The organism is Mesorhizobium sp. M0698 (assembly GCF_040320455.1).
In the GTDB taxonomy this organism is placed as follows: Bacteria; Pseudomonadota; Alphaproteobacteria; order Rhizobiales; family Rhizobiaceae; genus Mesorhizobium.
The window spans coordinates 833,090-858,051 of record NZ_JAMYPQ010000001.1; the positions used below are offsets into that span (position 1 = coordinate 833,090).

Genomic DNA, 24,962 nt, shown 5'->3' on the forward strand with positions numbered 1-24,962 from the left:
GGTTAACACAGCCGTGATTCCGGCGCCGTTATCGCGACATTTTTCCGGGCCAATCATTAACCCGTTGTCCACCGGATACGCCTAGTTTTTGCGGCGGTCGAAGAACGGAGTCTCAAAGTGATACGTGGCGAAAACGGCATTGCCTTCTCGATGCCCGGCGGCGACGTGTCGGGGACAGCCGGGGCGCGGCCGATCGACCTGGCGCATCTTGCGCGCCAGACGATGGGCGATCGGAGCCTCGAGCAGGAGGTGCTGGCTCTGTTCGTGCAGCAGGCGCTGTCGGTGCGCGACAAGATCGTCGATGCGGATGTCAGGCAGCGGCTGCTATTGGCACACGGGCTCAAAGGCTCGGCGCGCGGGGTCGGCGCCTTCGCCATTGCCGATTGCGCCAGCGCGATCGAATGCCGGCCCGAAGACGCCAGCACGCTGAAGCGGCTTGGCTCGCTGATCGAAGAAGTGCGCGACTTCGTCGCCGCCATCAGCCGATAGGACTTATCCCAAAGACGCCACGCACGGGCGCTTTCGCGCCGCAGTTGACTTGTCCGGCAGAGTGATTATGTCGGCTCAGACTCCCTTCAGGTGACAAATGACCAAGCTGACCTTCATCGCCCATGACGGCACGCATTTTGACGTGGATGCCGAAAACGGCTCGACCGTCATGGAAAATGCGATCCGCAATGCGGTGCCGGGAATAGAAGCGGAATGCGGCGGCGCCTGCGCCTGCGCGACCTGCCATGTTTATGTCGACGAAGCCTGGACGGCGGAGGTCGGCGAGCCGGAAGCCATGGAAGAGGACATGCTGGATTTCGCCTACGAGGTCCAGCCGAACTCGCGGCTGTCATGCCAGATCAAGGTGCGCGACGCCCTCGACGGGCTGGTCGTGCGCGTGCCGGCCCGCCAGGGCTGAAGCCGATTTTTGCGGCTGCCGCTTGGCAGCGGACCAATGGTCATGCAGTGTCGCGCCGTTTTCCCATAGAGGCGCATGCTTCATGACCGCTATCACCAAGACGGACGTACTCATTGTCGGGGCAGGGCCTGTCGGCCTGTTTGCCGTATTCGAGCTCGGCCTCTTCGACATGAAGTGCCATCTGATCGACATACTCGACCGGCCCGGCGGGCAATGCGCCGAACTCTACCCGGAAAAGCCGATCTACGACATTCCGGCTTGGCCCTCGATCTCGGCGCAAGGCCTGGTCGACAAGCTGCTTGAGCAGATCGCGCCGTTCAAGCCCGAATTCACCTATAGCCGCATGGTTTCGAGCCTGGAAAGATTGGAGGACGGCAGCTTCCGCGTCATTACCGACGAAAACGAGGTGTTCGAAGCCAAAATTGTGGTGATTGCCGCCGGCGGCGGTTCGTTCCAGCCGAAGCGCCCGCCGATTCCAGGCATCGAACCCTATGAAGGCAAGAGCGTGTTCTACTCGGTGCGCCGGATGGAGGACTTTCGCGGCCACGACCTCGTCATCGTCGGCGGCGGCGATTCGGCGCTCGACTGGACGCTGAACCTGCAGCCGGTTGCCAAGAGCGTGACGCTGGTGCACCGGCGGCCCGAATTCCGTGCAGCGCCCGACAGCGTCAACAAGATGTATGCCATGCAGGAGATGAAGCAGCTGGAATTCCAGGTCGGACAGGTGACTGGCCTGACCGGCAGCGACGGCCAGCTAGTCTCGGCCACGATCAAGGGGCCGGAGGGCGATGTCGAAGTGCCGTGCACGCGGATGCTGCCGTTCTTCGGCCTGACGATGAAGCTCGGCCCAATCGCCGAATGGGGCCTCAACCTCCACGAGAACCTGATCCCGGTCGACACCGAAAAATTCCAGACGTCGGTGCCCGGCATCTTCGCCGTCGGCGACATCAACTGGTACCCCGGCAAGCTGAAGCTGATCCTGTCGGGCTTCCACGAGGTCGCCTTGATGGCGCAAGCGGCCAAGCGCATCGTCAGCCCCGGCGAGCGCATCGTTTTTCAGTATACGACCTCGTCAACCAGTCTGCAGAAGAAGCTCGGCGTGGTCGACTGAACCTCGCCATATTTTCGTCGGGCCGGTCTACTCCGCCAGGGCTGGAGCCACAGCCTCGGCATGGCCGCGAAGCGTTTTCTCCGGCATCAGCCAGAGCGTGATGAGCGACAACAGCAAGATCGCGGCCGCGGCAAGAAAGATCATCACGAACGGCATGGCCGAGGCGATATGGCCAGCCGGCTGCGTGCCTTCGCTGGCCAGCGGCAGCCCGTAACCAAGGGCGACGGCACCCAGCATAGCGACGCCAAGCGCGCTGCCCAGCGAGCGCAGGAAGGTGAGAACGCCGGTCGCTACGCCAAGGTGCATGCGATCGACGGCGTTCTGGACCGAGACGGTGGCAACCGGAAAGGTCGTGCCTGTACCCAGGCCTACGCAGGTCGTCAACACCTCGACGAGCAAAAGTGAGGCATGCCCGGCGACCAGGCTGAGCACGCCGAGGCACAGGATCGAGAAAACAGTTCCGATCATGGCAATGCGCTTATAGTGGAAAAAGCGCGGGATCATTCGCGCGCTGAATGTCGCACCGGCCACCGTGCCGAGCATCAGCCCAAGCAACGCGGTGCCCGATTGACTGACCGACAGGCCGACGACCGATTGCAGGTAGACCGGCAGATAGACCGACAAGCCGACACTGGCGGCCTGCAGCAGGAACATCGACAATGTGCCGGCGAGAACGATCGGATTGCCGAGCACTTCGAGCGAGATCAGCGGTTCGGCCGCGCGCATGAGCCGCAGCGCGAACGCGCTCCAGAACACCGCCGAGCAGGCGAGCAGTCCAAGGATTTCAGGCGACAGCCACGGATACTCGCTGCCGCCCCAGTTCAAGGCAAGCAGCAGCAGCGAGGTGGCCGCGACCAGAAGCAGCGCGCCGAGGCCGTCGATGCGGTGATGTTTTGCGGCGATCGGCAGCTTCTTGAGCGGGTTGTTGATGATCGCCATGGCCAGCAGGCCGAGCGGAATGTTGATCCAGAAGATCAGCGACCAATGCAGATGTTCGGCGAAGGTGCCGCCGAGCAGCGGCCCGGCGATGCTGGCGACGGCCCATGTGCCCGAGATCCAGGCGGCGTATCGGGCCCGCTCGCGCGGCGGCACGAGGTCGCCGATCACGGTCTGCGTCAGGGCGAACAGGCCGCCGCCACCGGCGCCCTGGATCGCCCGGCCGACAACCAGGACCAGCATGTTAGGGGCCGTGGCGCTGACCAGCGAGCCGGCGAGAAAGATCAGGATTGCAGCATAGACGGTCGGCCGGCGACCATAAATATCGGAGATCTTGCCGTAGAGCGGCGCCACGGCGGTCGCGGTCAGAAGATAGCCGGTCACGATCCATGGCAGATATTCGGCATGCCCGAGCAGACGTGCCATCGTCGGCATCGCCGGCGCGACGATGGTCTGGTCGAGCGCCGCCAGCAGCATCGACAAAAGCACGCCGCCGATGATGGCGTTTTTCTCGGTTTCGGTCAGCGGCGCGCTGGTTTCCACCATCGTTTGCTTGTCGACAGCCTGGTCCATATCCGTTCATCCATTATGCCTGCGTGCACGTCCGCGACGGGCTGGGAAGCATCTAGTACGCCGATTGGCGTTTGCCGGAGGCTGATCCCTGCGAACCTGGCATATGTCGTTCGCTATAGGCCGATTTCGACAGCGGCTCGAAAGTTTTCCGAAGCTGGCACTATGTTTCGGCAAAATTGGCTTTGTCCGACGACGCGGAGTTCAGCCGGGAGCGAGTCGGCCGTTCTCAATGCGCTCGATGCGATAGTGCAAAAGCCGCAGGATGCGGCTTTGGAAATTGGCGCTTTCGACACGATCGAAGCGCATCTGGTCCTGGTCGTGTTTGGCAAGCATGGCCGCAGTGATTTTTGCGGCCTTGGCCTTTGCCAGTTCGCAGGTCTTTTCCGGGTAGCTCGCCTTCAAGGCGTCTTCTAGTTCGCGGCCGTGGTTCTTGGCAATCTCGACGTGGCGTTCCTCATGGCGCTTGATGTCGGCGGACAACGTATCCCAGAACAGCCTGACGCCGGCATCGGCTTTGCGCGGGCGGCGCCACTCAGGAAGGATGACCTTGACCTTGACGGTGACGACAGCGTCGGCAATCCAGCACGAGCCCGGCTTTTGCGCATAGCTGACGCGGGTGGTGAACGCCATCTGGGTAGCGCCTGGATGCCGCGACCCGGTGCTTTTCACCTGAGGCCCGAGTTTCGACAGCTGGGTCTCGATGTCGTCGAGCGTCCTGCCGCCGATCGGGAAATAACTATATGTCTTGACGAGAGTTGCAGCGCCGGCCGGGAATGCGGTCAGGGCGAGCATCAGGGCGCAAAGGAGGGATCGTTTCATCGTGTTGCCTCTTTGCCCACCTTGCTTTACCGCCGTCTCCGGCGCAACGGAATTGATCCCTGGCCACGCCGCGGGATCGAACATGGTTGATGGGCAATGATGACAGGGCGATGGCAGTTGGCGCACGGACGCCATCTCGACATTGGCGGCAAGGCCGTGGTCGTCGGCATCCTCAACATCACGCCGGACAGTTTTTCCGACGGCGGCCTGTTCGATGCGCCGGAAAAAGCAGTGGCCCAGGCGCGCCGCATGGTCGAGGAGGGGGCCTCCGTCATCGACATCGGCGGAGAATCGACACGTCCCGGGGCGTCTGCGGTCTCCGCAAAGGAAGAGCAGGCTCGCATATTGCCGGTCATCGAGGCGCTCGCGACGTCTGGCGGAACGCTGATCTCGGTCGATACCTATCGCGAGGATACGGCCCGGCTTGCCGTCCAAGCCGGCGCGCATATCGTCAATGACGTCTGGGGCCTACAGCGCGAACCGGGCATTGCCCGCGTCGCGGCCGAAACCGGCGCTGGCCTTGTCGTCATGCACACTGGACGGGACCGGCAGAAACTGCCCGACGTGATTGCCGATCAGCTCTTCTTCCTCAGGAAGTCGCTGGAAATCGCGCGGCGGAGCGGTGTTGCCGACGACCATATCGTGCTCGATCCGGGCTTCGGCTTTGCCAAGGAGACGGCAGCGGAAAATCTTGACCTGATGGCACGGTTTTCCGAGCTTCATGCGCTGGGTTTTCCACTGATGGCCGGCACATCGCGAAAGCGCTTTATCGGCACCGTCACCGGCCGCGACGCAGCCGCAAGAGGCGCCGGGACCGCGGCCACCAGCGTTATCCTGAGGCTCAAAGGCGCGCATCTCTTTCGCGTCCACGATGTCGCAATCAACGTGGATGCGCTGGCCATCGCCGATGCTATGCTGGCACGTGAGATCGGGGAACGCTGAGCCATGTATGTCATCCGCATGAAGAACTGCGCCTTCTTTGCCCGGCACGGTGTGCTGGACGAAGAAGAGACGCTCGGCCAGCGTTTTTATGTCGATGCGGCACTCACGGTGGATCCCGGGCGGGCGCTGGTCGAGGATTCCATCGAGGACACCGTCAATTACGGCATCGCCTTTGCGGTCATCGAGAAGATCATTACCGGCGAACGGCGCTTTCTGATCGAAGCGCTGGCGCTCGAAGTGGCGAGGGCGCTGACGGCGCGGTTTCCGCAGATCAAAAAGGCCGAGATCACCGTGCGCAAGCCGAACGCCCCGGTGCCGGGTGTGCTCGATCATGTCGAGGTGACCGTTGTCTGGCCAGAATAGTAACAACAACAACACCGTCTATCTCAGCCTTGGCGGCAATCTCGGTGATCCGGCGAAGTCGATGGCTGCGGCACTGGGCATTCTGGATGCCAACGAGAGAACGCGCGTCGTTACCGTTTCGTCGCTCTACCGCACGCCGCCCTGGGGCAAGCTCGATCAGCCGGATTTCCTCAACGCGGCGGCCGAAATCTCGACCGCGCTCGCGCCACGGGCTTTGCTCGACGTTTGCCTCGACGCCGAGCGAAAACTGAAGCGGGTGCGCGAGGAGCGCTGGGGTCCACGCCTGATCGATATCGACATTCTGGTGTTCGGCGACCGCATCATCCACGAGACCGGACTGGAGGTGCCGCATCCGCGCATGTTGGAGCGCGCCTTCGTGCTGGCGCCGCTGGCAGAAATTGCGCCGGAGCTTGTGGTCGACGGCAAGAGCGTATCGGAGCGGCTGGCCGCCGTCGACACATCGGGCATTGAACGGCTGCCGTCAGGCCGGGATTGGTGGAAAACCTGACGCTGCCGCCATCGGTGCCTGAAATCAGCCGGAGAACCCACCTCCGTCGAGGAACATTTGTTCGTCCGGTGTCGTCTCGCGGCCAAGCATCCTGTTTCGATGCGGAAAGCGGCCGAAGCGCTGGATGATGTCGCGATGCTCGATCGCATATTTCAGATAGATCGGGGCTTTGGCGGCGGTAAGCTCTGCCGATTTGAGCTGATCGGCGAGGTCCTCCGAATGCTCATAGGGCAGATAGAGAAAAACGCGGAGCTCTTCGTCGAGTGCCAGGTCATGGCCGGCAGCGATCGCTTTCCCGGCGAAATGCCGCGCCAGCGGGTCCGTGGCGTACATGTGGCCGGTGGCGCGAAAGCAGTTTCGCGGAAACTGGTCGAGCAGGATCATCAGTGCCAGCGACCCTTCGGCGTGTTCGGACCAGCCGTCGCATTCGCGGCGGGCGGCGGCAAAGTGCAGATCGAGAAACCGGGTGCGGAAGTCGGCATCAAAGGCGTCGTTCTTCTCGAACCACGCGTCCTCCCCGGCGTCGCGCCAGAATCTGGTGATGGAGACAGCGCGCTCGTCCAGTTCGTTCATCATTCGCGTCTTTCCAACGTTTAATCGGCCGGTTCGGATTTCTGCAGCACGCCGGCGGTCTCCTCGTTGAGCGCCTGGCCCACGCGCCGTGGCGTGCTGAGCGGCGTCGGGATGGGGGTGCCGATATTGCCTTTGAGGAAGCGCCGCCCGGCGCGGATGCCTTCTGCCTGTTGAAGTTCGAAACGGGCAGCATCGCGGCGGCGGACGTCCTCGACTACCTCGGCGACCTCTTCCGGATCGACGCCGAGAGCTTCCAGTGTCGAGCCGCCGAAGACAAGCGCCGATTCGAACGTCTCGCGGAGCTGATAGTCGACGCCGGCACGAATGAGCTGCAACGCCGTGCCGCGGTCGAAAGCCCGCGCCAGCACCGTCAGCAACGGAAACTCCGCCTTGATGAGCTCGGCGATGCGCACGGCGGCATCGGGCTTGTCAACGCAGATCAGCACGGCGCGTGCGCGCCCGGCTCCCGCGGCACGCAGGATGTCCAGCCGCGTGCCGTCGCCGTAATAGACCTTGAAGCCGAAATCGGCCGCTGCCTGGATCATCTCGACCTCATTGTCGATGATCGAGACGTCGATGCCGCGCAACAAAAGCGGCTGGCTGGCGATCTGGCCGAACCGGCCAAAGCCGATGATCAGCACGCTGCCGGTCAGGCCGTCGGCGACATCGACGCCTTCAAGCGACTGCTCGTCGCGTGGCGTCAGATACCGCAATGCTATGATCGCTAAGGGCGTCAGCACCATGGAAATGATGACGATGGCGGTCAGCATCGCATTGGCCTGGCTATCGATGATACCGACAGCCGCCGCTGCGGAATAGAGGACGAAGGCGAATTCGCCGCCTTGCGCCATGAAGACCGCGCGCTCGAGCGCTTCCCGGTGGCCGGTTTTGAGAATGCGGGCGACGATATAGATGCCGATCGCCTTCATCATCATGTAGGCGACGACATAGATGGCAATGAGCTGCCAGTTGACGACGACCACATGCAGGTCGAGCGACATGCCGACAGCGAGGAAGAACAGTCCGAGCAGAATGCCGCGGAACGGTTCGATGTCGGCCTCCAGCTGATGGCGGAAGGTCGATTCCGACAAAAGCACGCCGGCCAAGAAGGCGCCCATGGCCATCGACAGGCCGGAAAGCTGCATGGCGAGCGCCGACCCGAGCACGACCAGAAGGGCGGCTGCGGTCATCACCTCACGGGCGCGCGCATCCGCCAGGATACGGAAGAACGGATTGAGCAGATAGCGTCCTGCAAGCACCAGCCCGACGATCGCGGCAAGGCCGATGCCGACCTCCGTCAACCGATCCGACAGGCTCATATCGGCGCCGCCCGGCGCGAGGAAGGCGATCAGCGCCAGCAATGGCACGATGGCCAGATCTTCCAAAAGCAGGACCGAGACGATGCGCTGGCCCTTGGGCGTGGCCAGGTCGCCGCGTTCTTCCAGCAATTGCATGACGATTGCCGTCGAGGTGAGTACGAAACCGGCGCCGGCGACGAAGGATTGCGCGATCGGGAAACCTCCCGCAAGGCCGACGCCGGTCAGCAGGACCGCGCAGACGCCGACCTGCAGCGCGCCAAGCCCGAAAATCTCGCGGCGCAGGCCCCATAGCCGTGACGGCTGCATCTCCAGCCCGATGATGAACAGGAACATAACGACGCCGAGTTCGGCGACATGAAGAATGGCTTCCGATTCGGAAAAAATGCGCAGGCCGAATGGGCCGATCACGACGCCGGCCGCCAAATAGCCGAGGATGGAGCCAAGTCCCAAACGCCTGAAGATCGGCACCGCAACGACGCCGGCGGCAAGCAGCGCCACCACCTGGATCAGATCGCCGTTCGATGCCTCTGCCGCCATGCCTGCCGTTCCGCTCTCTTGCAACAAGCGGCCAAGATAGGGGCTACGGGGCGGATCGAACAGTGCGAATCCGGCGCGTTGTGAAGGCGATATTGCAGGCGCACTGAACAGGATAATGGGCTCCCGGGCGTTGCTTGTTCCAGCAATCCGGCGCTAAGGACGCCCGGCTTCGGCTAGTGAAGGGCGAGCGACGATCAAGTCGCGGCCCTTTTTTGAGGAGATGACTGACATGAAGACGTTTTTGCTGCTTGCCGTTGGCATCGCGGCACTTGCCGGTTCTGCCTGTTCGAAGGCGCCGGAGTGCACGACCGAGATGCTGACCAAGAAGGCCCAGGACATGACTGCGGCACTTCAGGCTGCGATTACCAAGGATCCGGCCAAGGCAGCCGACCTCGGGGCCAAGGTCCAGGCGGTCACAACCAAATATCAGGGCGGCACGACAGCGGCTGAGGCCTGCAAGGCCTATGACGAAGTGATTGCCGTGATCAAGGGCTGAGCGCCCATTTGCATGTTAAAGAAGGCGGCGCCGTTTGGTTGCCGCCTTTTCTCACGCTGAAAGTCAGTTCGGCGTTATGGAGCCGACCTCGACTGCATCGATCCGCTTCAACTTCATGCCGATGACCGGGACCAGCTGCTGGTCGACGCGCACGGCAACGGTCACCGTCATTGAATTGTCGTCGGGGACAAGCGCCTGCATAACGCCGCGCAACTGATTGCGATTGATGGTGAAAACCACCTTGTGCGCATCGACGACATTGCCGCCGATAATGTCGAGGCCGGAGCCGGCGGCCCCGCCCATAAAGCTGCCCTTGTAGCCCTGCCGGCCCTTGTGTTCGATCGTTGCCGACATCTGCTGGGTGAACATGCCTACCCGGCAGCCGCCGTCGAGCGACATGCCGACCTTGCCGTCAGGCGTCGAGCCGATGAAGCTGCAGGTGAATTTCGTGCCCTTGTATTTGCCGGCAACGATTTCCCCGGGGCCGACCCATTTGCCTTCGACCGATCGAAAGAACTGCTTGTCCGGTTCCGCCGCCGAGGTCTTTCCGGCAATGCCGACGGTTGCGACAAGCGCGAGCGCCACGGGCAGCCCGCTGGACAGAATAACGCTTTTCATCGACGACACCCGGCAACAAAGAGACTGGTTTGGACGCTTCCGACCATGGACAAGATTGGTTAATGCTTTGTCACCCCAAGGCAATAGTCACGTTCCGGAAGCGGATGTTTCTTTTTCTTTCTTTGCTGCAAAGGAGGTCAGCGCGGAGAGGAAATCGCCCAATCCGGGCCGCCTGACCGCGTAAAAGGGCAGGGGCCTTGCGGTTTCCATCGCTGCAATGCCGATGCGCGCAGTCATCATGCCGTTGACGACGCCTTCGCCGAGCTTGGCCGAGAGCCGGGCGGCAAGGCCGTGGCCGACGATCTGCTGGACGAAACTGTCGCCGACGGCGATCGACCCGGTGACCGCGAGATGGGCCAGAACGCTGCGCGCCAGGCGAAAAAAGCCAAGCGTGCCGGGGCGGCCGCCATAAAGCTCCGACAGCCGGCGAATCAACCGGCCGGCTTCGAACACGACATAGGCAACGTCGACCAGCGCGCGGGGGCTGACCGCGGTCACCAGGGAGACGCGCTTCGCCGCTTCGAGGATCATCACCCTGGCGCGGGCATCGAGCGGGCCGAGTATCTCGGTCTCGGCCAGCCGCACCAGATTGCCGCCGTCAATGATCTCGCCGCGCAATTCGGCCAGCGAGCGCCTGCCAGCCGCGGTTTCAGGCTTGGCCGAGACAAAGACCGACAACTCGTCGACCACGGCGCGGGCGGCCTTCGGATCGTCACGGGCAATCGCATCGAGCGCCCGCTTCTGCAACTTTTCGACCTCGGCAAGGCGGGCAATCGCCATGAATTCGCGCACGAGGATGATCAGAAGCGCCAGGATGGCGATCGCGGCCATAGCGGCAGCCAGCCAGCCCAGCCACTCGGCGCGCTCGAACAGGTCGCGAATCAGCTGGTCGGTCCAGAGGCCGACGGCGAGCGAAACCAGAACGCCCAGCGCGCCGAAGAACAGGCTGCCAAGCGGCGAACGTTTTCGCGGCGCAATCGCCGGCGGCGGTTCGGCAGCGACGATATCAGGCTCGTCGAAGACGTCGATCTCCGCCGGTGTGACCACGGCAAGATCCGCCTTCACGGTACGCGGCTTTCGCGCCGGCGCGGCCTCGGACGCAGCATGGTGAGCCGTCGAATCTTCCTTCTGCTGGGGCTCCGGCTCTATGCGAAAGGCCGCCGGTCTGCGGGGCGCACTCATGCGAGATGATCTCCGATCAGGAACTGCAGCGCGCGGTCGAGCCTGATATGCGGCAGCGACAGCGTCACACCCTCGGCGGTGCGCTCGAGTTTCGGCGGGCGAAAGCGCACGAAGCGGATCGCGGGGTCGTCATTGTTTTGCGGGCGGGTCGATTCGGAAACGTCGAACACCGCATCAACTTTCTCCGGCAAGTCACCGGGAAATATGGCTGTTTCGGTCTTTCCGTCAAAGGTTTCGCCATCGATTTTTTCGCCGCGCAATGGCGTGCCGATAATGACCGGCAAAGTCTCGCGGCCCTGCTTGACCGTGCCTTCCCGGGTCGCGCGCATGGCAGCCATGGCGACGACGTCGACGTCGGCGCCGGTGAAATTCGCCCGCGCCACGGCTCGGTCGGCTAGCCGCCGCACGATCGCCTGCAGCCGGTCGTGGCTTTCGTGGTGCAGATGGTCGGCCTTGGTCGCGGCCACCAATATGCGGTCGATACGCCTCGAAAACACGTCGGTCAGGAAGTTGCCCCGGCCGGGCCGGAAACAGGACAGGATTTCGGTGACCGCGCGCTCCAGATCGGCCATCGCACCGGGGCCGGCATTCAATGCCTGCAATGCGTCGATGAGCACGATCTGGCGGTCGAGACGCGTGATGTGTTCGCGAAAGAACGGTTTGACGACATGCGTCTTGTAAGCCTCGTAGCGCCGCTCCATCATAGCCTGCAGCGATCCCGAGCGGGCGCGCCGGCCGCCCAGATTCGGCAGCGGCGCGAAGGTGAGAGCGGGCGAGCCTTCAAGATCGCCGGGCATCAGGAAGCGGCCGGGCGGCAAGGTCGAAAGCGCCCGCTCGTCGAGTTTGCAGGCCTTGAGATAGGCCGCGAAGCTCTCAGCGAGACGGCGCGCCGTCATCTCGTCGGCCTCGGCGTTGGGGTCGACCGGATTGGAGAGCGCCCGCCATTCCCGCGAAAGGTCGACACGCACCGGCAACACGGCCATCTCGAAGGCCTCACGCGAAAAATCGGCGTAGGACTTGCCGAGCAGCGGCAGGTCGAGCAGCCATTCGCCGGGATAATCGACGATGTCGACCGACAATTTGCCGGCGGAAAACATGCGGCTCCAGCCAGAGGCCGATTCGTATTCGATGGTGAGCCTCAGTTCGGAAATCGCACGCGTCGAATCCGGCCAGATGCGGTCGTCGACAAGAGCTGCGATGTGATCCTCGTACAGGAAGCGTGGTACCGCGTCGTCCGGCTGCTCTTCGAGAAAAGCCCGGGCGATGCGCCCAGATTTTTGTGCCTCAAACAGCGGCAAGCGTCCGCCATGGACCAGATTGTGCACAAGGGCCGAGATGAACACCGTCTTGCCGGCGCGGGACAGCCCGGTCACGCCAAGACGCAGCGACGGAGCGAAAAGCCCGGCAGCGCGGCCTGACAACGTATCCAAGGCAATCTTCGCCTCGTCGGTGAAAGTCGTCAGCGATGATGCCAAAATCTGTTCTCGCGGGCCGGTCAGGATCCGATATAGGCTTTGATGGGCGGCTTTGAAATGGCCTCAGATATCGGCAGGCGTCAGGAAGGCTTCGAGATAGCCGGCGCCCGGCGCAGCCTCGGCAAGACTGCCGTAGAACCGGACCACCGCAAGTGCGGAGGTCGGGAAGCCGTGGTTCAGCATGGCCCGCGCGGTCTCGTCGCCGTCGCCTGAGAGCGCCATGGCGAGATCCTCGATCATCGGATTGTGGCCGATGACGAGCAGGGCCTCCAGCCCGCCATTCTGCCGGATGGCAGTGAGGTACGCGGCGGCATCGTCGCTGTAGAGGGTGTCACAGAACAGCACCCGGCCCGTGTCCGTATGGCCAGCCAAGCTTTCCAGCGTCTGGCGGGCGCGCTTGGCGCTTGAGCAAAGGGTGCGGGCCGGTGCGTATTTGCGGGAACGCATCAGGGCGCCCATCGCTTCGGCATCGGCGAAGCCGGATGGATCGAGCGGGCGGTCGAAGTCAGCCACGCCAGGCAGCGCCCAGCCGGCCTTCGCATGCCTCAGCAGGTAAAGTCTGGTCACCGGATCCCCGTTGTGCCGGGCACCGAACCCGTCAGCACGCCGCAGGATTTGCCATCAGAAGAGCTCCGTGCGCAATGGCAAGCGCCCCTCAAGCATAGCGAATCATGTACGGATTCGGTCGTATTCTTCGCAAAAAGGGCATCGCCGATGGTGGTTTGTCCGAGACTAACAATTGCGTGAAACTGTCGTCGATTGACCTTGTGCAGCTTTCGGTCCGCGAATATATAGGCGCCAAATTTGGGGTTTGTTGGGTGAGTCGAATGAACGACATCGTTACCGCCGATTACGTACCCTCCGAAGACGAGCCGTTCATGAACGAGCGGCAGAAATCCTACTTTCGCATGAAGCTCGTCACCTGGAAGAACGACATCTTGCGCGAAGCGCGCGAAACTCTCGAAATCCTGCAGCAGGAAAACGCCAACCACCCCGACCTCGCCGATCGCGCCTCCTCGGAAACCGACCGCGCCATCGAACTTCGCGCCCGCGATCGCCAGCGAAAACTCATCTCCAAGATCGATTCGGCCCTCCAGCGCCTTGACGAAGGCACTTACGGTTATTGCGAGGAGACGGGCGAGCCGATCGCGCTGAAGCGGCTCGACGCGCGCCCGATCGCCACCTTGTCGATCGAGGCACAGGAGCGCCATGAGCGGCGCGAGAAGGTCTACCGCGACGACTGAGTCGCCGGGAAAAACAGCGGCATCGGTAAAGCGTTCAAAATGGCCGGTTTTCCGGCCATTTTCATTGGCCGTTCGCTATCGGCCTATCTTTTCTGATTGGACAACTCGCCGAGGAGCTTCGTCATCTCGTCGTCGAGAGAGGGCGACGCCTTCGCCACCGGCTTGCTCGGCGTTTGGCTGAAGCGTGGCTCGTCGAGGGAAACCTCCAGCTCCTTCATCAGCGCATCGTCAATCGACTCGTGCTGTGCCGGCGGCTCGTATCTTGCCGGGGAGTCCTGTCTTGCCGGCGGCTGCGCATGCCGCGAGGCATTGGCGTTGACGGATCCATAACTTGGCAACGGCGTGACGTTCGATGCCGGTTTCGGCGCCGGCGCCGGCATTGTTGCCGGCATCGTCGCCGTCTGGCGGGCTCGGACAGGGGTCGCGGTTACGCCTGCCGGCTGCGGTGGCGCTTGCCTCGCCGGCGCGGCTGTGATCGAAGCCGACCTTGCTGCCGGCTGGTGGCCGTTGTCTCCGGTCAATGCCGGGCGCCGCAGCGCCGAGAGCCTGATGTCGCGCTCGACGACGACGTCGGTCGGACCACCGATCAAGAGCAGGTGCTCGATATCGTCGCGGCGCACCAGCACCAGCCGCCGGTGACTGTCGACCGCTGTGGCATCCATGACAGCCAGCCGCGTCTTGCGGTTCCTGCCGCCGGCGACGAATGTCCCGAACGTCAGGCTGCGGACCAGCCTGATGATAAGAAGAATGATGAGCAGAAGGACAAGTACTGCAAACGTCCATAGGATTGCTGCGGCATAACCAGGACCCGCCACGCCATCCAGCCATTGCAGCATTGGTTCCCCCAAAATCAGCTTTCGAAGAGAGGCGACACTAGACTGTTGCGGCAGGCCACCGCAAGTTGCCTTTCACGCTTCGTGAACAGCTTGAAACGCCGGGAGCCGAACGGCGTCATTTTTAACGGACATCTGCAGCCGGGCCTTTTCCCAACCCTGAGAATATGATTCAACCGACACCGGAATTCACGAGCAGGGGGCACATGGCCAAGGAAGCGCGCGGCGATTTCTATCCGGTACCTATCGTCGACCAGAACACGCGGCCGGGAGCGGTCACCCGGCTCATCGTCTTCATCGTCGTCCTGACTGGGGCAGCGATCGTCTTCGGCCTTTTCCGCGAGCGCCTTGGCGATCCATTCCTGCTCGGCATGCTTGGCGTGCTGGCGATGATCGGCGTCGGCTTTCTATTCGCCACTGCGATCGGCTTCGTGCACATCACGCCGCGCTCGACAAGCGACGAACTGTCGAAAGCTTTCGTCGATTCGATGTCGCAAGGTCTCCTGGTCACCGACACCAAAGGCCGTATCATCTACGCCAACCGGACCTATGCCGATATGACGGGTGCCGAGTCGGCCGCCGACCTCAAGACCGTCGAAGGTTTGCTTTCAGACGTTCCCGAGGCCTCGGTGACCATATACCGGCTGGCGTCCGGCCTGCGTGATGGCCAGCCTGGCGACGGCGAGTTTCGGCTCGCGCAGTCCATTCGGCCAGGCGCCGAACCGGGCGCTCGCTGGTACCGCGTTCGGGCCCGCGCCTTCAGCGTTCCCGGCCAGCGGCTGCCCATGCTTGCCTGGCAGCTTGCCGACATCTCGCAGGAACGGGCCGAGCAGGAGCGGTTCTTTCTCGACCTGCAAAAGGCGATCGATCACCTCGACCATGCGCCGGCCGGTTTCTTTTCGGCCGACCAGGAAGGCCGCGTCACCTATATCAACGCGACCCTTGCGGAGTGGCTGGGCATCGACCTGGCCAGCTTCACTCCCGGCGCCATCACGCTGCCGGAGATCGTCGCCGGCGACGGCATGGCGCTGGTCCGTTCGGTCAAGGCCGACGCTGGTACCACGCGCAATGCCGTTATCGACCTCGATCTGACGACGATGACCGGCGAGGCGCTGCCGGTGCGCTTCATGCATCGTGTCTCGGCCAGCCGAGAGGGGCTCAACGGCCCGACTCGCACCATCGTGCTCAACCGGACGCAAGGCGAGGACGCTTCGGCCGACCTCCGCGCATCGGAAATACGCTTCACGCGGTTCTTCAACTCGACGCCGATGGCGATAGCCGGCGTCGACCATGCCGGCCGCATCCTGCGCACCAATGCGCCGTTCCTGTCGCTGTTTTCCTCGGTCGTCGACCGCGATGCGGTCGATCGGCGTGTGCGGCTGGATACGGTGATCCACGAGCGCGACCGGCCGGCTTTCGCCGCGGCCTTTGAAAAGGCACGCCAGCAACAGGCTGACATCGAGCCGATCGATACGGTGCTGCCCGGCAATGAGGAGCGCCACATACGCTTCTACGTCAACGCGGTCGCAGACGGTACCGGTGGCGAGGGCGCCGAGGAATCGGCCATCGTCTATGCCGTGGAGACCACTGAGCAAAAGGCCCTCGAGGGCCAGATGGCGCAGAGCCAGAAGATGCAGGCGGTCGGCCAACTCGCCGGCGGCATCGCGCATGATTTCAACAATGTGCTGACCGCCATCATCATGGCCTCGGACCTGCTTTTGACCAACCACCGGCCGTCCGATCCGTCGTTCCCGGACATCATGAACATCAAGCAGAATGCCAACCGGGCGGCCTCGCTGGTGCGGCAGTTGCTGGCCTTCTCGCGCAAGCAGACGCTGCGGCCGGAGGTGCTCAACCTGACCGACGTGCTCGCAGATCTAAGGATGCTGCTTGCCCGGCTGGTCGGCAACGACATCAAGCTCAAAATCGACCATGGCCGCGACCTGTGGCCGGTCAGGGTCGATATCGGGCAATTCGAGCAAGTGGTGGTCAATCTGGCGGTCAATGCACGCGATGCGATGCCGGCCGGCGGCGAGCTCACCGTACGCACCCGCAACGTCAGCGCCGGAGAGTGCAAGACCTTTTCCTACCGCGAACTTACTCCGGCCGACTATGTCGAGGTCGAGGTCGAGGACAGCGGCAGCGGCATCGCGCCTGATGTGCTGAAAAAGATCTTCGAGCCCTTCTTCACGACAAAGGAGGTTGGCAAGGGAACCGGCCTCGGCCTGTCCATGGTCTATGGCATCATCAAGCAAACAGGCGGCTTCATCTTCTGCGATTCCGAAGTCGGCAAGGGATCCGTGTTCCGCATCTTCCTGCCGCGGCACATTGCGGAGGCAAGGAAGGCGGGCGAGGCTGGAGAAGTGCCGGCCGCCCCTGCCAAGATCGCCGACTCAGCCAAGGATCTGTCGGGCTCGGCCACGGTGCTGCTGGTCGAGGACGAGGACGCCGTGCGCATGGGCGGCATGCGGGCGCTGAAATCGCGCGGCTACACCGTCCACGAGGCGTCGTCGGGCGTCGAGGCGCTTGAAGTCTACGAAGCGCTCGGCGGCAAGGTCGACGTCGTGGTGTCGGACGTGGTGATGCCGGAAATGGATGGCCCGACGCTGCTTGGCGAATTGCGCAAACGGCAGCCCGACATCAAGTTTATCTTCGTGTCCGGCTATGCCGAAGACGCGTTCGCCAAGAACTTGCCGGCCGACGCGCATTTCGGCTTCTTGCCGAAGCCGTTTTCGCTCAAGCAATTGGCCACGATCGTAAAGGACATGCTGGAATCCTGACCCTTCCAACGCTCCGCTTGCGCAATGTCGTGAGACTGCCATGATTGCAGGCGAAACGGGCGACGGGTTTTGGAAGCATGCCGTGACGCCACACAACGAGGCTAGCAAAGGCGACTACGCAAGCACGGTGCTGCTGCCGGGCGACCCGCAGCGCGCTGAATGGATGGCGGAGACCTTTCTGGAAGCGTCGCGCTGCGTCAACCGCCGCCGCGGCGCGCTCGGCTTTACCGGGTTGTTTCGCGGCAAGCCTGTCAGCGTCCAGTCCACCGGCATCGGCGTCCCGTCATTCCTGGTCTACGTGCACGAGCTGCTGGATTTCTACGGTGCGAAAACGTTGATCCGCACCGGCACCTGCGGCGGCCTGACCGCCGAGATGGCGCTGCGCAGCCTGGTGATCGCACAATCGGTGCGCGGCGAAAATGCGGAGAGCGGCCAGGTTTTTGGTCTCTATTGTGCCGATGCCGGCCCCGATCCTGCATTGTTGGCCCAGGCGTTGGCCCGGGCTTCGGAACTCGGGATCGACCATCGGGCCGGGCTGACGATCTGCAGCGACATTTTTTATCATCCGCTGGGGCGCGAACGCTTTGCCGAAGCACAGGCACAGGGGGCGCTCGCCGTGGATATGGAAACCAGCGCACTCTACCGCATTGCGGCCGATTTGGGCGCCCGGGCGCTGTCGATCCTGACCGTCGTCGACAATGTGGCAACCGGCGAGCAGACCGACTATTCCGAACGCCAGGGCCTTTTCACCGATATGACCCGGCTGGCGCTCGACATGGCGGCGGAGAGCTAGGCGGCTTCTACTTCGGAGTACGGAACCTCGCCAGGTTCCGTACTTTTCAACGCTTCGTGCAGGTCGAGGCGGTAAAGGCGCCGTCTGGCTGCTTCATGATGATATCGAAGGACGGGGTGGTTCCGCTTTCCAGCGTCGCCTGCGTAAGCGAGATCGAGTTGCCGCCACTGGTGTAGCCGCCCAGCGGACCCAGCCAGGTGATCACGCCGTCTGCATCCATCTGGTAATTGTAGCTTTGCGGCGCGATGCCGAAGCTCACCGGACCGCTATAGACGTTTCCCTTGATGGTGATGTCGCCGAGGCTGAGGAACATGCCAAGCAGATAGACTTCGCAATGATAGGAGCCGTCCGGCAGCTTGCCGTCGCTGAAGCCGGCGCGCGCTACGGTCGTCGCCGCCAGCAGAAGCATGGCGGTGAAAATGCAAGAAGCTCTGAAGGCCATGGAGTCCCCCGTTAAGGGTTCGAACTTGCCTCATTTCGCTGCGGCGCTGCAATCCTCGCCAGCGCTCATATGATGCTGCTCAAAATTCGGGCATTGGCCTATATGTGAGTAAAACTTAGGCTGATACGAGTGATCTTTTCTCATTTCAAACCTGGCAGGGGAGGTTCATCTCCTGCGGCTAATACATTAACCGACTGACAGGGCTGGGAAATCTCAAACACTCCGATCTTTCGCCGGTGATTGGCACAGCCGTTGCATGGTCCTGTTCCGATGCAGTTAACCAGCTTGGGAGTTTAAAAGTATGAGGGGCAGTTTCTCGACAATAACAAAAATGTTTTCGGCCGGCGTGGTCACCGCCGGCCTGCTGATGAGCATTCCCGCCAGGGCGGCCGACGACACCATCAAGGTCGGCATCCTCCATTCGCTGTCGGGAACCATGGCGATCTCGGAGACGACGCTGAAGGACGCCATGCTGATGCTCATCGAAGAGCAGAATGCCAAGGGCGGCCTGCTCGGCAAGAAGCTCGAGGCGGTGGTCGTCGATCCGGCTTCCAACTGGCCGCTGTTCGCAGAAAAAGCGCGCGAGCTGATCTCGAAGGACAAGGTCGCCGCGGTGTTCGGCTGCTGGACCTCGGTGTCGCGCAAATCGGTGCTGCCGGTGTTCAGCGAGCTCGACAACATCCTGTTCTACCCCGTCCAGTACGAAGGCGAGGAAAGCGAGCGCAACGTGTTCTACACCGGTGCGGCGCCGAACCAGCAGGCCATTCCGGCCGTCGATTATCTGATGAGCGAGGATGGCGGTTCGGTGAAGCGCTGGGTGCTCGAAGGCACCGACTACGTCTACCCGCGCACCACCAACAAGATCCTCGAAGCCTACCTGAAGGCGAAAGGCGTTGCCGCCGAAGACATCATGGTCAACTACACGCCGTTCGGCTTCTCCGACTGGCAGACCGAAGTCTCGGCGATCAAGAAATTCGGTTCGGCCGGCAAGAAGACCGCCGTCGTCTCGACCGTCAACGGTGACGCCAATGTGCCGTTCTACAAGGAACTCGGCAACCAGGGCATCAAGGCCGAGGACATTCCGGTCATGGCCTTCTCGGTTGGTGAGGAAGAGCTTGCCGGTCTCGACACCGCGCCGCTGGTCGGCCATCTCGCCGCCTGGAATTATTTTGAGAGCGTCGACACGCCCGAGAACGCGAAGTTCATCGCCGACTGGCACAAATTCATCAAGAACGACAAGCGCACCACCAACGACCCGATGGAAGCCCATTATATCGGCTTCAACATGTGGGTGAAGGCGGTCGAGAAGGCCGGCACCACCGATCCGGACAAGGTCATCGACGCCATGGTCGGCGTCTCGGTGCCGAACCTGACCGGCGGTTATTCGACGATGATGCCGAACCATCACATCACCAAGCCGGTGCTGATCGGCGAAATCCAGGCCGACGGCCAGTTCGAAACCGTCTCGCAGACGCCGGGCCTGGTGATGGGCGACGAGTGGTCCGACTATCTGCCTGACTCCAAGGACCTGATCTCCGATTGGCGCGCGCCTCTGTCCTGCGGCAACTTCAACGTTGCCACCGGCAAATGCGGCGGCAAGGGAACCAACTGATCCTCCCGGTCTGTCCTCCCAGACCCGCAAGCCTCCGGGCAGGCTCCTCCTCCAGCCTGCCCGGAGGCGACATTCAATCTTCAAGAGCCACCAGAAACCAATGATCCTGATCCGCGCGATTGGCCTGATGCTGCTCCTTCTCCAGGGGACGCTGCTGCCGTCGAACGCCAGCGAAGCAGATCTGCGCGTGGTCATCGCCAAATTCGCCACCGCCGCCAATTTTCCGGCGATAGAAGCCGTGGTGCGGGAGCTTGCGGCTTCCGGCGATCCGGCCGTAGAACGGCCGCTTGCCGCGCTTGCGGAGGGCAGCCTTTACGTGCGCAAGGCCGATTCACTGGTCTTTGTCGGTAAGGAGAGCGGCGACGGCATCGAGCTGCTCGATGCGCTTACCGGCGAAAGATCGGGCGAAGCTGCCAAGGCCGACATCACCAAGATCAAGGTCAACAACACGCTGCGCCGCGTCATTCGCGATGCATTGGGCACGCTGACGCTTGGCTCAAAGGATCCGGCCGTGCGCATTGCCGCCGCCGACACCATGTTCAAAACGCCCGACGCGGCAAACATCGAGCCGCTCGACACCGCCATCGCCAATGAGAGCGTGGCAAGCGTCAAGGCGCTGCTAGAACAGGCCCGCGCCGCGTCGGTTCTCGTTTCCGACAGGCCGGAGGCCGACAAACTGGCGGCAATCGCGCTCATCGGTGCGCGCAGCGACCGCGATGCGGTGTCGCTGCTCACGTCGGTCGAGGCCAGTTCCGAAGGTGCGGTGAAAGACGCGGCGACGGCTGCGATCGCCAACATCAATTCGACGCTGGCGCTGTGGGATGCCGGCCAGAATATCTGGTACGGCATATCGCTTGGATCGGTGCTGCTGCTGGCGGCGATTGGCCTTGCCATCACTTTCGGCGTCATGGGCGTCATCAACATGGCGCATGGCGAGATGGTCATGCTCGGCGCCTACACGACCTTCGTCGTGCAGGAGGTTATCCGTAATTCCTTTCCCGGTCTGTTCGACTGGTCGCTGGTCATCGCCCTGCCGCTAGCCTTCCTGGTGGCGGCGCTCGTCGGCCTTGTCATCGAGCGCGGGCTGATCCGCTTCCTCTATGGACGGCCGCTGGAGACGCTGCTGGCGACATGGGGTGTGTCGCTGATCCTGCAGCAGGCCGTACGCACCATCTTCGGGCCGACCAACCAGGAGGTCGGCAACCCGTCCTGGATGTCCGGCTCGTTCAATATCGGCCAGCTTGCCGTGACCTGGAACCGGCTCTGGATCCTGGTATTCGCGCTCGGCGTGTTCGCGGTGCTGCTCTACGTGATGAAACGCACGCCTTGGGGGCTGCAGATGCGTGCCGTCACCGCCAATCGCCGCATGGCCGCCTCGATGGGCATCAGGACGCCTTGGGTCGATGCGCTAACGTTTGCACTCGGCTCCGGCATTGCCGGCATCGCCGGTGTCGCGCTCAGCCAGATCGACAACGTCTCGCCCAATCTCGGCCGCGGCTACATCATCGACAGCTTCATGGTCGTCGTTTTCGGCGGTGTCGGCAATCTTTGGGGCACGCTGGTCGGCGCTTTCTCGCTCGGCATCGTCAACAAGTTCCTCGAACCTTATGCCGGAGCAGTGCTCGGCAAGATCGTCGTTCTGGTGCTGATCATCCTGTTCATCCAGAAACGCCCGCGCGGCTTGTTTGCGCTCAAGGGCAGGTCGGTGGAAGCATGATCACGGGACGCTTCTTTGCCGCCGGCGCCGACCGCCGTGTCGCCATCACCATCTTCATCCTGCTGGCGGTCGCCATCATTGTGCCGCTGCTCAATCTTGCGGTCTCGCCGACAAGTGCGTTTTACGTGCCGTCCTATATCGTTGCGCTCACCGGCAAATACCTCTGCTACGCGCTGCTCGCCTTGGCGCTCGATCTCGTCTGGGGCTATTGCGGCATCCTCTCGCTCGGCCACGGCGCCTTCTTCGCGCTCGGCGGTTATGCGATGGGCATGTATCTGATGCGCCAGATCGGCTCGCGAGGCGTCTACGGCAATCCGCTGCTGCCGGATTTCATGGTGTTCCTTAACTACAAGGAATTGCCATGGTTCTGGTATGGTTTCGACCATTTCTGGTTTGCCGCGATCATGGTGCTTGCGGTGCCCGGCCTGCTCGCCTTCGTCTTCGGCTGGTTTGCCTTCCGCAGCCGCGTCACCGGCGTCTACCTGTCGATCATCACCCAGGCGATGACCTATGCGCTGCTGCTTGCGTTTTTCCGCAACGACATGGGTTTCGGCGGCAACAACGGCCTGACCGATTTCAAGGACATTCTAGGGTTCAACGTGCAGGCCGACATGACGCGGTCGGCGCTGTTCGCGGCCAGCGCCGTCATGCTGGCGTTTGCCGTCTTCGTCACCTGGGCAATCGTCGGTTCCAAGTACGGCAAGCTTTTGATGGCGGTGCGCGACGCCGAAAGCCGCACACGCTTCCTCGGCTGGCGGGCGGAGAACGTCAAACTGTTCGCATTCACCCTGTCGGCGGTGATGGCCGGCATCGCCGGTGCGCTTTACGTGCCGCAGGTCGGCATCATCAACCCTGGCGAATTCGAGCCGTCCAATTCGATCGAGGTGGTGGTGTGGGCGGCCGTCGGCGGGCGCGGCACCATCGTCGGGCCGATCATCGGCGCGCTTCTGGTCAATGCCGGTAAATCCTGGTTCACCGGCGTGCTGCCTGAATTCTGGCTGTTTGCGCTGGGCGGACTGTTTGTCGCCGTCACGCTGTTCCTGCCCAAGGGCATCATCGGCATGTGGGATTCCTGGCGCGGCAACGCCAAGGCGCTGCGGGCGGCCTCGGTTGCCGAGGAAGTCGGCATCGATCCCGATGCGCCGGTGCCGCCGAAAACCGACCGCTCGGCGGCGAGAAGGCCGGGCGACTGGTCGGCCTCCGGCGCCGAACCGCAGCCGGCGGAGTGATGGCCTGATGTCGAAGAGCAACACCATCCTCTATCTCGACGGCGTGTCGGTTTCCTTCGACGGGTTTCGCGCCATCAACAACCTTTCGCTGGTGCTCGACAAGGGCGAGATGCGGGCGATCATCGGCCCCAACGGCGCCGGAAAGACGACGATGATGGACATCGTCACCGGCAAGACGCGGCCCGACGCGGGTGAAGTTTTCTTCAACGGTGAGGTCGACCTGACCAAACACGACGAGGCCGAAATCGCCATGATGGGCATCGGCCGTAAATTCCAGAAGCCGACCGTCTTCGAAAGCCACACGATCGAGGACAATCTGATGCTGGCGCTGAAAGGCCCGCGCTCGATCTTCCCGGCACTGTTCCATCGTCGCTCGGCCGCGGACGTGCGGCAGATCGACGACATCCTCGGCATCATTCGGCTTGGCGACAAGCGTGACGAACTCGCCGCCAATCTGAGCCACGGCCAAAAGCAATGGCTCGAGATCGGCATGCTTCTGGCGCAGGATCCGAAGCTGCTGCTGGTCGACGAACCGGTTGCCGGCATGACCGACGCCGAGACCGAGGAAACCGCGCGGCTGCTCAGGGACATCGCGCGCGACCATTCTGTCATCGTCGTCGAGCACGACATGCATTTCGTGCGCGAGCTCGGCGTCAAGGTCACCTGCCTGCACGAAGGCTCGGTGCTTTCCGAGGGCAGTCTCGACTTCGTTTCGGCCGACGAGCGCGTCGTCGAAGTCTATCTGGGGAGATGAACATGGTCTGGCGCGTTCCGTTCCATCATTTCGACCTTTCGTTCTTCACGCGTTGGAGAAAACGCTGACCATGCTCGAAGTCTCCAATGCCACGCTGCACTACGGGGCTGCCCAGGCGCTGCGCGGCGTCTCGCTGAAGGCCGGCGCCGGCAAGATCACCTGCGTGCTCGGCCGCAACGGCGTCGGCAAGACCAGTTTGATGAGATCGATCGTCGGCCATCACCGGCTGACGAGCGGAAGCGTTGCCTTCGAGGGGAAGGCGCTCGACCGGAGCGCGGCGTATGATCGCGCCCGGTCGGGCATCGCATTCGTGCCGCAGGGCAGGGAGATATTTCCGCTGCTTACGGTGCGGGAAAACCTCGAATCGGGTTTTGCGCCGTTGAAGCGCGCCGATCGCAACATTCCCGGTCACGTCTTCGAATTGTTTCCGGTGCTGAAGCAGATGCTCGCGCGCCGCGGCGGCGATCTTTCCGGCGGCCAGCAGCAGCAGCTTGCCATCGGCAGGGCGCTGGTGATGCGGCCGAAGCTGCTGGTGCTCGACGAGCCGACCGAAGGCATCCAGCCGTCGATCATCAAGGACATCGGCCGCGCCATCCGCTATCTGCGCGACCAGGCCGGTATCGCCGTGCTTCTGGTCGAACAATATCTCGACTTCTGCCGGGAATTGGCCGACGAGGTCAACATCATGGACCGCGGTCAGATCGTCCATACCGGCCCCGCCGAGGATCTCGACCGGGCGGACGTCCGCAAATTCCTGACTGTCTGAATTCTTATTGATTCCGTTACTTTGCAACTCTGGCGCGCTGCAGATTGCGTGCTAGATTTTGCTTGGCCTTGGTGAGTCGGCCGCTTTCCGTACCAGTTTCAACTTGGCAGATCAGGGGAAGGCGCGGCCCGCGTCGGCACGCTTGCGCGCAAGCCCTTCCAGCGATCTGTTGTCGTCCAACATTTCGGGTGCTTGGGAGCCAGGGCCAGTCAATGGAGCGCTATGTCGAGGACTACCAGAAACGACGGCTCACGGAGCGCGTCGATATCCTGACAGCCATCAACATTCTGAAATCGCAGGGGTATGACCACGACGAACTCATCGCGGAGATCACCAAGGTCTTCTATGTCGATCTCGATGCTTTCAACGAGATTGTCAGGGTTGATCGGCGTCCGGACGAGCGCGCCGCATAGCCGGTAATTGAGGACCCGGC

At 62.6% G+C, this 24,962-nt stretch carries 26 protein-coding genes; 16 read left to right on the top strand and 10 right to left on the bottom strand.

Annotated features, from left to right (window positions below; all coding sequences use genetic code 11):
* Window positions 1-120: 120 nt before the first annotated feature.
* The 3 genes from NKI16_RS04070 to NKI16_RS04080 all read left to right on the top strand — a co-directional run bounded on the left by NKI16_RS04070 (window position 121) and on the right by NKI16_RS04080 (window position 2,018).
* The gene (locus tag NKI16_RS04070; RefSeq protein WP_292660938.1) at window positions 121-489 is read left to right on the top strand and encodes an Hpt domain-containing protein; all 369 of its coding nucleotides are present in this window, start codon (window positions 121-123) and stop codon (window positions 487-489) included.
* 97 nt (window positions 490-586) lie between these two features.
* On the top strand, window positions 587-907 hold the full coding sequence (locus NKI16_RS04075) for a 2Fe-2S iron-sulfur cluster-binding protein (RefSeq protein WP_023674833.1): 321 nt from the start codon (window positions 587-589) through the stop codon (window positions 905-907).
* A gap of 82 nt (window positions 908-989) precedes the next feature.
* Window positions 990-2,018: an NAD(P)/FAD-dependent oxidoreductase gene (locus NKI16_RS04080; protein WP_352782858.1), complete on the top strand. Its 1,029-nt coding sequence runs from the start codon at window positions 990-992 to the stop codon at window positions 2,016-2,018.
* Between the two features lie 27 nt (window positions 2,019-2,045).
* Here the strand turns inward: NKI16_RS04080 and NKI16_RS04085 are convergent, their stop codons facing one another.
* Both NKI16_RS04085 and NKI16_RS04090 read right to left on the bottom strand, forming a co-directional pair.
* Entirely contained in the window at window positions 2,046-3,527 is a 1,482-nt protein-coding gene (locus tag NKI16_RS04085) for an MDR family MFS transporter (protein WP_023674835.1), read from the bottom strand.
* A gap of 201 nt (window positions 3,528-3,728) precedes the next feature.
* A complete protein-coding gene (locus tag NKI16_RS04090; protein ID WP_023674836.1) occupies window positions 3,729-4,346 on the bottom strand; it encodes a DUF922 domain-containing Zn-dependent protease in 618 nt (205 codons plus the stop codon).
* 96 nt (window positions 4,347-4,442) lie between these two features.
* On the opposite strand from NKI16_RS04090, the gene folP reads away from it, so the two are divergent.
* From folP to folK, 3 genes are read left to right on the top strand one after another with little or no spacing between them, the layout of a single operon-like run.
* The gene (gene folP / locus NKI16_RS04095; protein WP_023674837.1) at window positions 4,443-5,288 is read left to right on the top strand and encodes a dihydropteroate synthase; all 846 of its coding nucleotides are present in this window, start codon (window positions 4,443-4,445) and stop codon (window positions 5,286-5,288) included.
* A gap of 3 nt (window positions 5,289-5,291) precedes the next feature.
* Entirely contained in the window at window positions 5,292-5,651 is a 360-nt protein-coding gene (gene folB / locus NKI16_RS04100) for a dihydroneopterin aldolase (RefSeq protein WP_023674838.1), read from the top strand.
* On the top strand, window positions 5,635-6,159 hold the full coding sequence (gene folK, locus NKI16_RS04105; RefSeq protein ID WP_023674839.1) for a 2-amino-4-hydroxy-6-hydroxymethyldihydropteridine diphosphokinase: 525 nt from the start codon (window positions 5,635-5,637) through the stop codon (window positions 6,157-6,159). The genes folB and folK overlap by 17 nt, the downstream gene beginning before the upstream one ends.
* Window positions 6,160-6,183: 24 nt before the next feature.
* Here folK and NKI16_RS04110 read toward each other — a convergent pair whose 3' ends face one another.
* A complete protein-coding gene (locus NKI16_RS04110; RefSeq protein WP_502894566.1) occupies window positions 6,184-6,735 on the bottom strand; it encodes a DUF924 family protein in 552 nt (183 codons plus the stop codon).
* A gap of 17 nt (window positions 6,736-6,752) precedes the next feature.
* Window positions 6,753-8,588 carry a monovalent cation:proton antiporter-2 (CPA2) family protein gene (locus NKI16_RS04115; RefSeq protein ID WP_352622621.1) on the bottom strand — a complete coding sequence of 612 codons (1,836 nt, stop codon included), beginning with the start codon at window positions 8,586-8,588 and terminating at the stop codon, window positions 6,753-6,755.
* Window positions 8,589-8,817: 229 nt separating this feature from the next.
* Between NKI16_RS04115 and NKI16_RS04120 the strand changes: the two genes are divergently transcribed.
* Window positions 8,818-9,084 carry a hypothetical protein gene (locus NKI16_RS04120; protein WP_023674842.1) on the top strand — a complete coding sequence of 89 codons (267 nt, stop codon included), beginning with the start codon at window positions 8,818-8,820 and terminating at the stop codon, window positions 9,082-9,084.
* Window positions 9,085-9,147: 63 nt separating this feature from the next.
* Here NKI16_RS04120 and NKI16_RS04125 read toward each other — a convergent pair whose 3' ends face one another.
* The 4 genes from NKI16_RS04125 to NKI16_RS04140 all read right to left on the bottom strand — a co-directional run bounded on the left by NKI16_RS04125 (window position 9,148) and on the right by NKI16_RS04140 (window position 12,926).
* The gene (locus NKI16_RS04125) at window positions 9,148-9,702 is read right to left on the bottom strand and encodes a hypothetical protein (protein WP_023674843.1); all 555 of its coding nucleotides are present in this window, start codon (window positions 9,700-9,702) and stop codon (window positions 9,148-9,150) included.
* An 87-nt stretch (window positions 9,703-9,789) separates the two neighbouring features.
* Window positions 9,790-10,884, bottom strand: coding sequence for a YcjF family protein (locus NKI16_RS04130; protein ID WP_023674844.1), 1,095 nt, complete (start codon window positions 10,882-10,884; stop codon window positions 9,790-9,792).
* Window positions 10,881-12,359, bottom strand: a complete 1,479-nt coding sequence (locus NKI16_RS04135) for a YcjX family GTP-binding protein (protein ID WP_023674845.1) — start codon at window positions 12,357-12,359, stop codon at window positions 10,881-10,883. The genes NKI16_RS04130 and NKI16_RS04135 overlap by 4 nt, the downstream gene beginning before the upstream one ends.
* A gap of 63 nt (window positions 12,360-12,422) precedes the next feature.
* Entirely contained in the window at window positions 12,423-12,926 is a 504-nt protein-coding gene (locus tag NKI16_RS04140; RefSeq protein ID WP_023674846.1) for a SixA phosphatase family protein, read from the bottom strand.
* A gap of 260 nt (window positions 12,927-13,186) precedes the next feature.
* Between NKI16_RS04140 and dksA the strand changes: the two genes are divergently transcribed.
* The gene (gene dksA / locus NKI16_RS04145) at window positions 13,187-13,603 is read left to right on the top strand and encodes an RNA polymerase-binding protein DksA (RefSeq protein WP_023674847.1); all 417 of its coding nucleotides are present in this window, start codon (window positions 13,187-13,189) and stop codon (window positions 13,601-13,603) included.
* A gap of 83 nt (window positions 13,604-13,686) precedes the next feature.
* On the opposite strand, the gene NKI16_RS04150 is transcribed toward dksA, so the two are convergent.
* On the bottom strand, window positions 13,687-14,439 hold the full coding sequence (locus NKI16_RS04150) for a flagellar biosynthetic protein FliO (protein ID WP_031211276.1): 753 nt from the start codon (window positions 14,437-14,439) through the stop codon (window positions 13,687-13,689).
* 203 nt (window positions 14,440-14,642) lie between these two features.
* On the opposite strand from NKI16_RS04150, the gene cckA reads away from it, so the two are divergent.
* Window positions 14,643-17,216 carry a cell cycle histidine kinase CckA gene (gene cckA / locus NKI16_RS04155; protein WP_352782855.1) on the top strand — a complete coding sequence of 858 codons (2,574 nt, stop codon included), beginning with the start codon at window positions 14,643-14,645 and terminating at the stop codon, window positions 17,214-17,216.
* A gap of 82 nt (window positions 17,217-17,298) precedes the next feature.
* The gene (locus tag NKI16_RS04160; RefSeq protein WP_352922275.1) at window positions 17,299-18,009 is read left to right on the top strand and encodes a purine-nucleoside phosphorylase; all 711 of its coding nucleotides are present in this window, start codon (window positions 17,299-17,301) and stop codon (window positions 18,007-18,009) included.
* A gap of 46 nt (window positions 18,010-18,055) precedes the next feature.
* On the opposite strand, the gene NKI16_RS04165 is transcribed toward NKI16_RS04160, so the two are convergent.
* The gene (locus NKI16_RS04165) at window positions 18,056-18,451 is read right to left on the bottom strand and encodes a hypothetical protein (protein WP_023674851.1); all 396 of its coding nucleotides are present in this window, start codon (window positions 18,449-18,451) and stop codon (window positions 18,056-18,058) included.
* Window positions 18,452-18,752: 301 nt separating this feature from the next.
* Here NKI16_RS04165 and urtA point away from each other — a divergent pair, with 301 nt between their 5' ends.
* From urtA to NKI16_RS04195, 6 genes are all read left to right on the top strand, one after another.
* Complete coding sequence (urtA, locus tag NKI16_RS04170; protein ID WP_023674852.1) at window positions 18,753-20,063, top strand: urea ABC transporter substrate-binding protein; 1,311 nt, start codon at window positions 18,753-18,755, stop codon at window positions 20,061-20,063.
* A 100-nt stretch (window positions 20,064-20,163) separates the two neighbouring features.
* Complete coding sequence (gene urtB, locus NKI16_RS04175) at window positions 20,164-21,780, top strand: urea ABC transporter permease subunit UrtB (RefSeq protein WP_352622616.1); 1,617 nt, start codon at window positions 20,164-20,166, stop codon at window positions 21,778-21,780.
* Window positions 21,777-23,009 carry an urea ABC transporter permease subunit UrtC gene (urtC, locus tag NKI16_RS04180; RefSeq protein WP_352622614.1) on the top strand — a complete coding sequence of 411 codons (1,233 nt, stop codon included), beginning with the start codon at window positions 21,777-21,779 and terminating at the stop codon, window positions 23,007-23,009. Before urtB ends, urtC begins: the two co-directional genes overlap by 4 nt.
* 7 nt (window positions 23,010-23,016) lie before the next feature.
* Window positions 23,017-23,763, top strand: a complete 747-nt coding sequence (urtD, locus tag NKI16_RS04185; RefSeq protein WP_023674855.1) for an urea ABC transporter ATP-binding protein UrtD — start codon at window positions 23,017-23,019, stop codon at window positions 23,761-23,763.
* A 70-nt stretch (window positions 23,764-23,833) separates the two neighbouring features.
* Complete coding sequence (urtE, locus tag NKI16_RS04190; RefSeq protein WP_126041867.1) at window positions 23,834-24,529, top strand: urea ABC transporter ATP-binding subunit UrtE; 696 nt, start codon at window positions 23,834-23,836, stop codon at window positions 24,527-24,529.
* 212 nt (window positions 24,530-24,741) lie between these two features.
* Window positions 24,742-24,942 carry a hypothetical protein gene (locus NKI16_RS04195; protein ID WP_023674857.1) on the top strand — a complete coding sequence of 67 codons (201 nt, stop codon included), beginning with the start codon at window positions 24,742-24,744 and terminating at the stop codon, window positions 24,940-24,942.
* Window positions 24,943-24,962 lie beyond the last annotated feature (20 nt).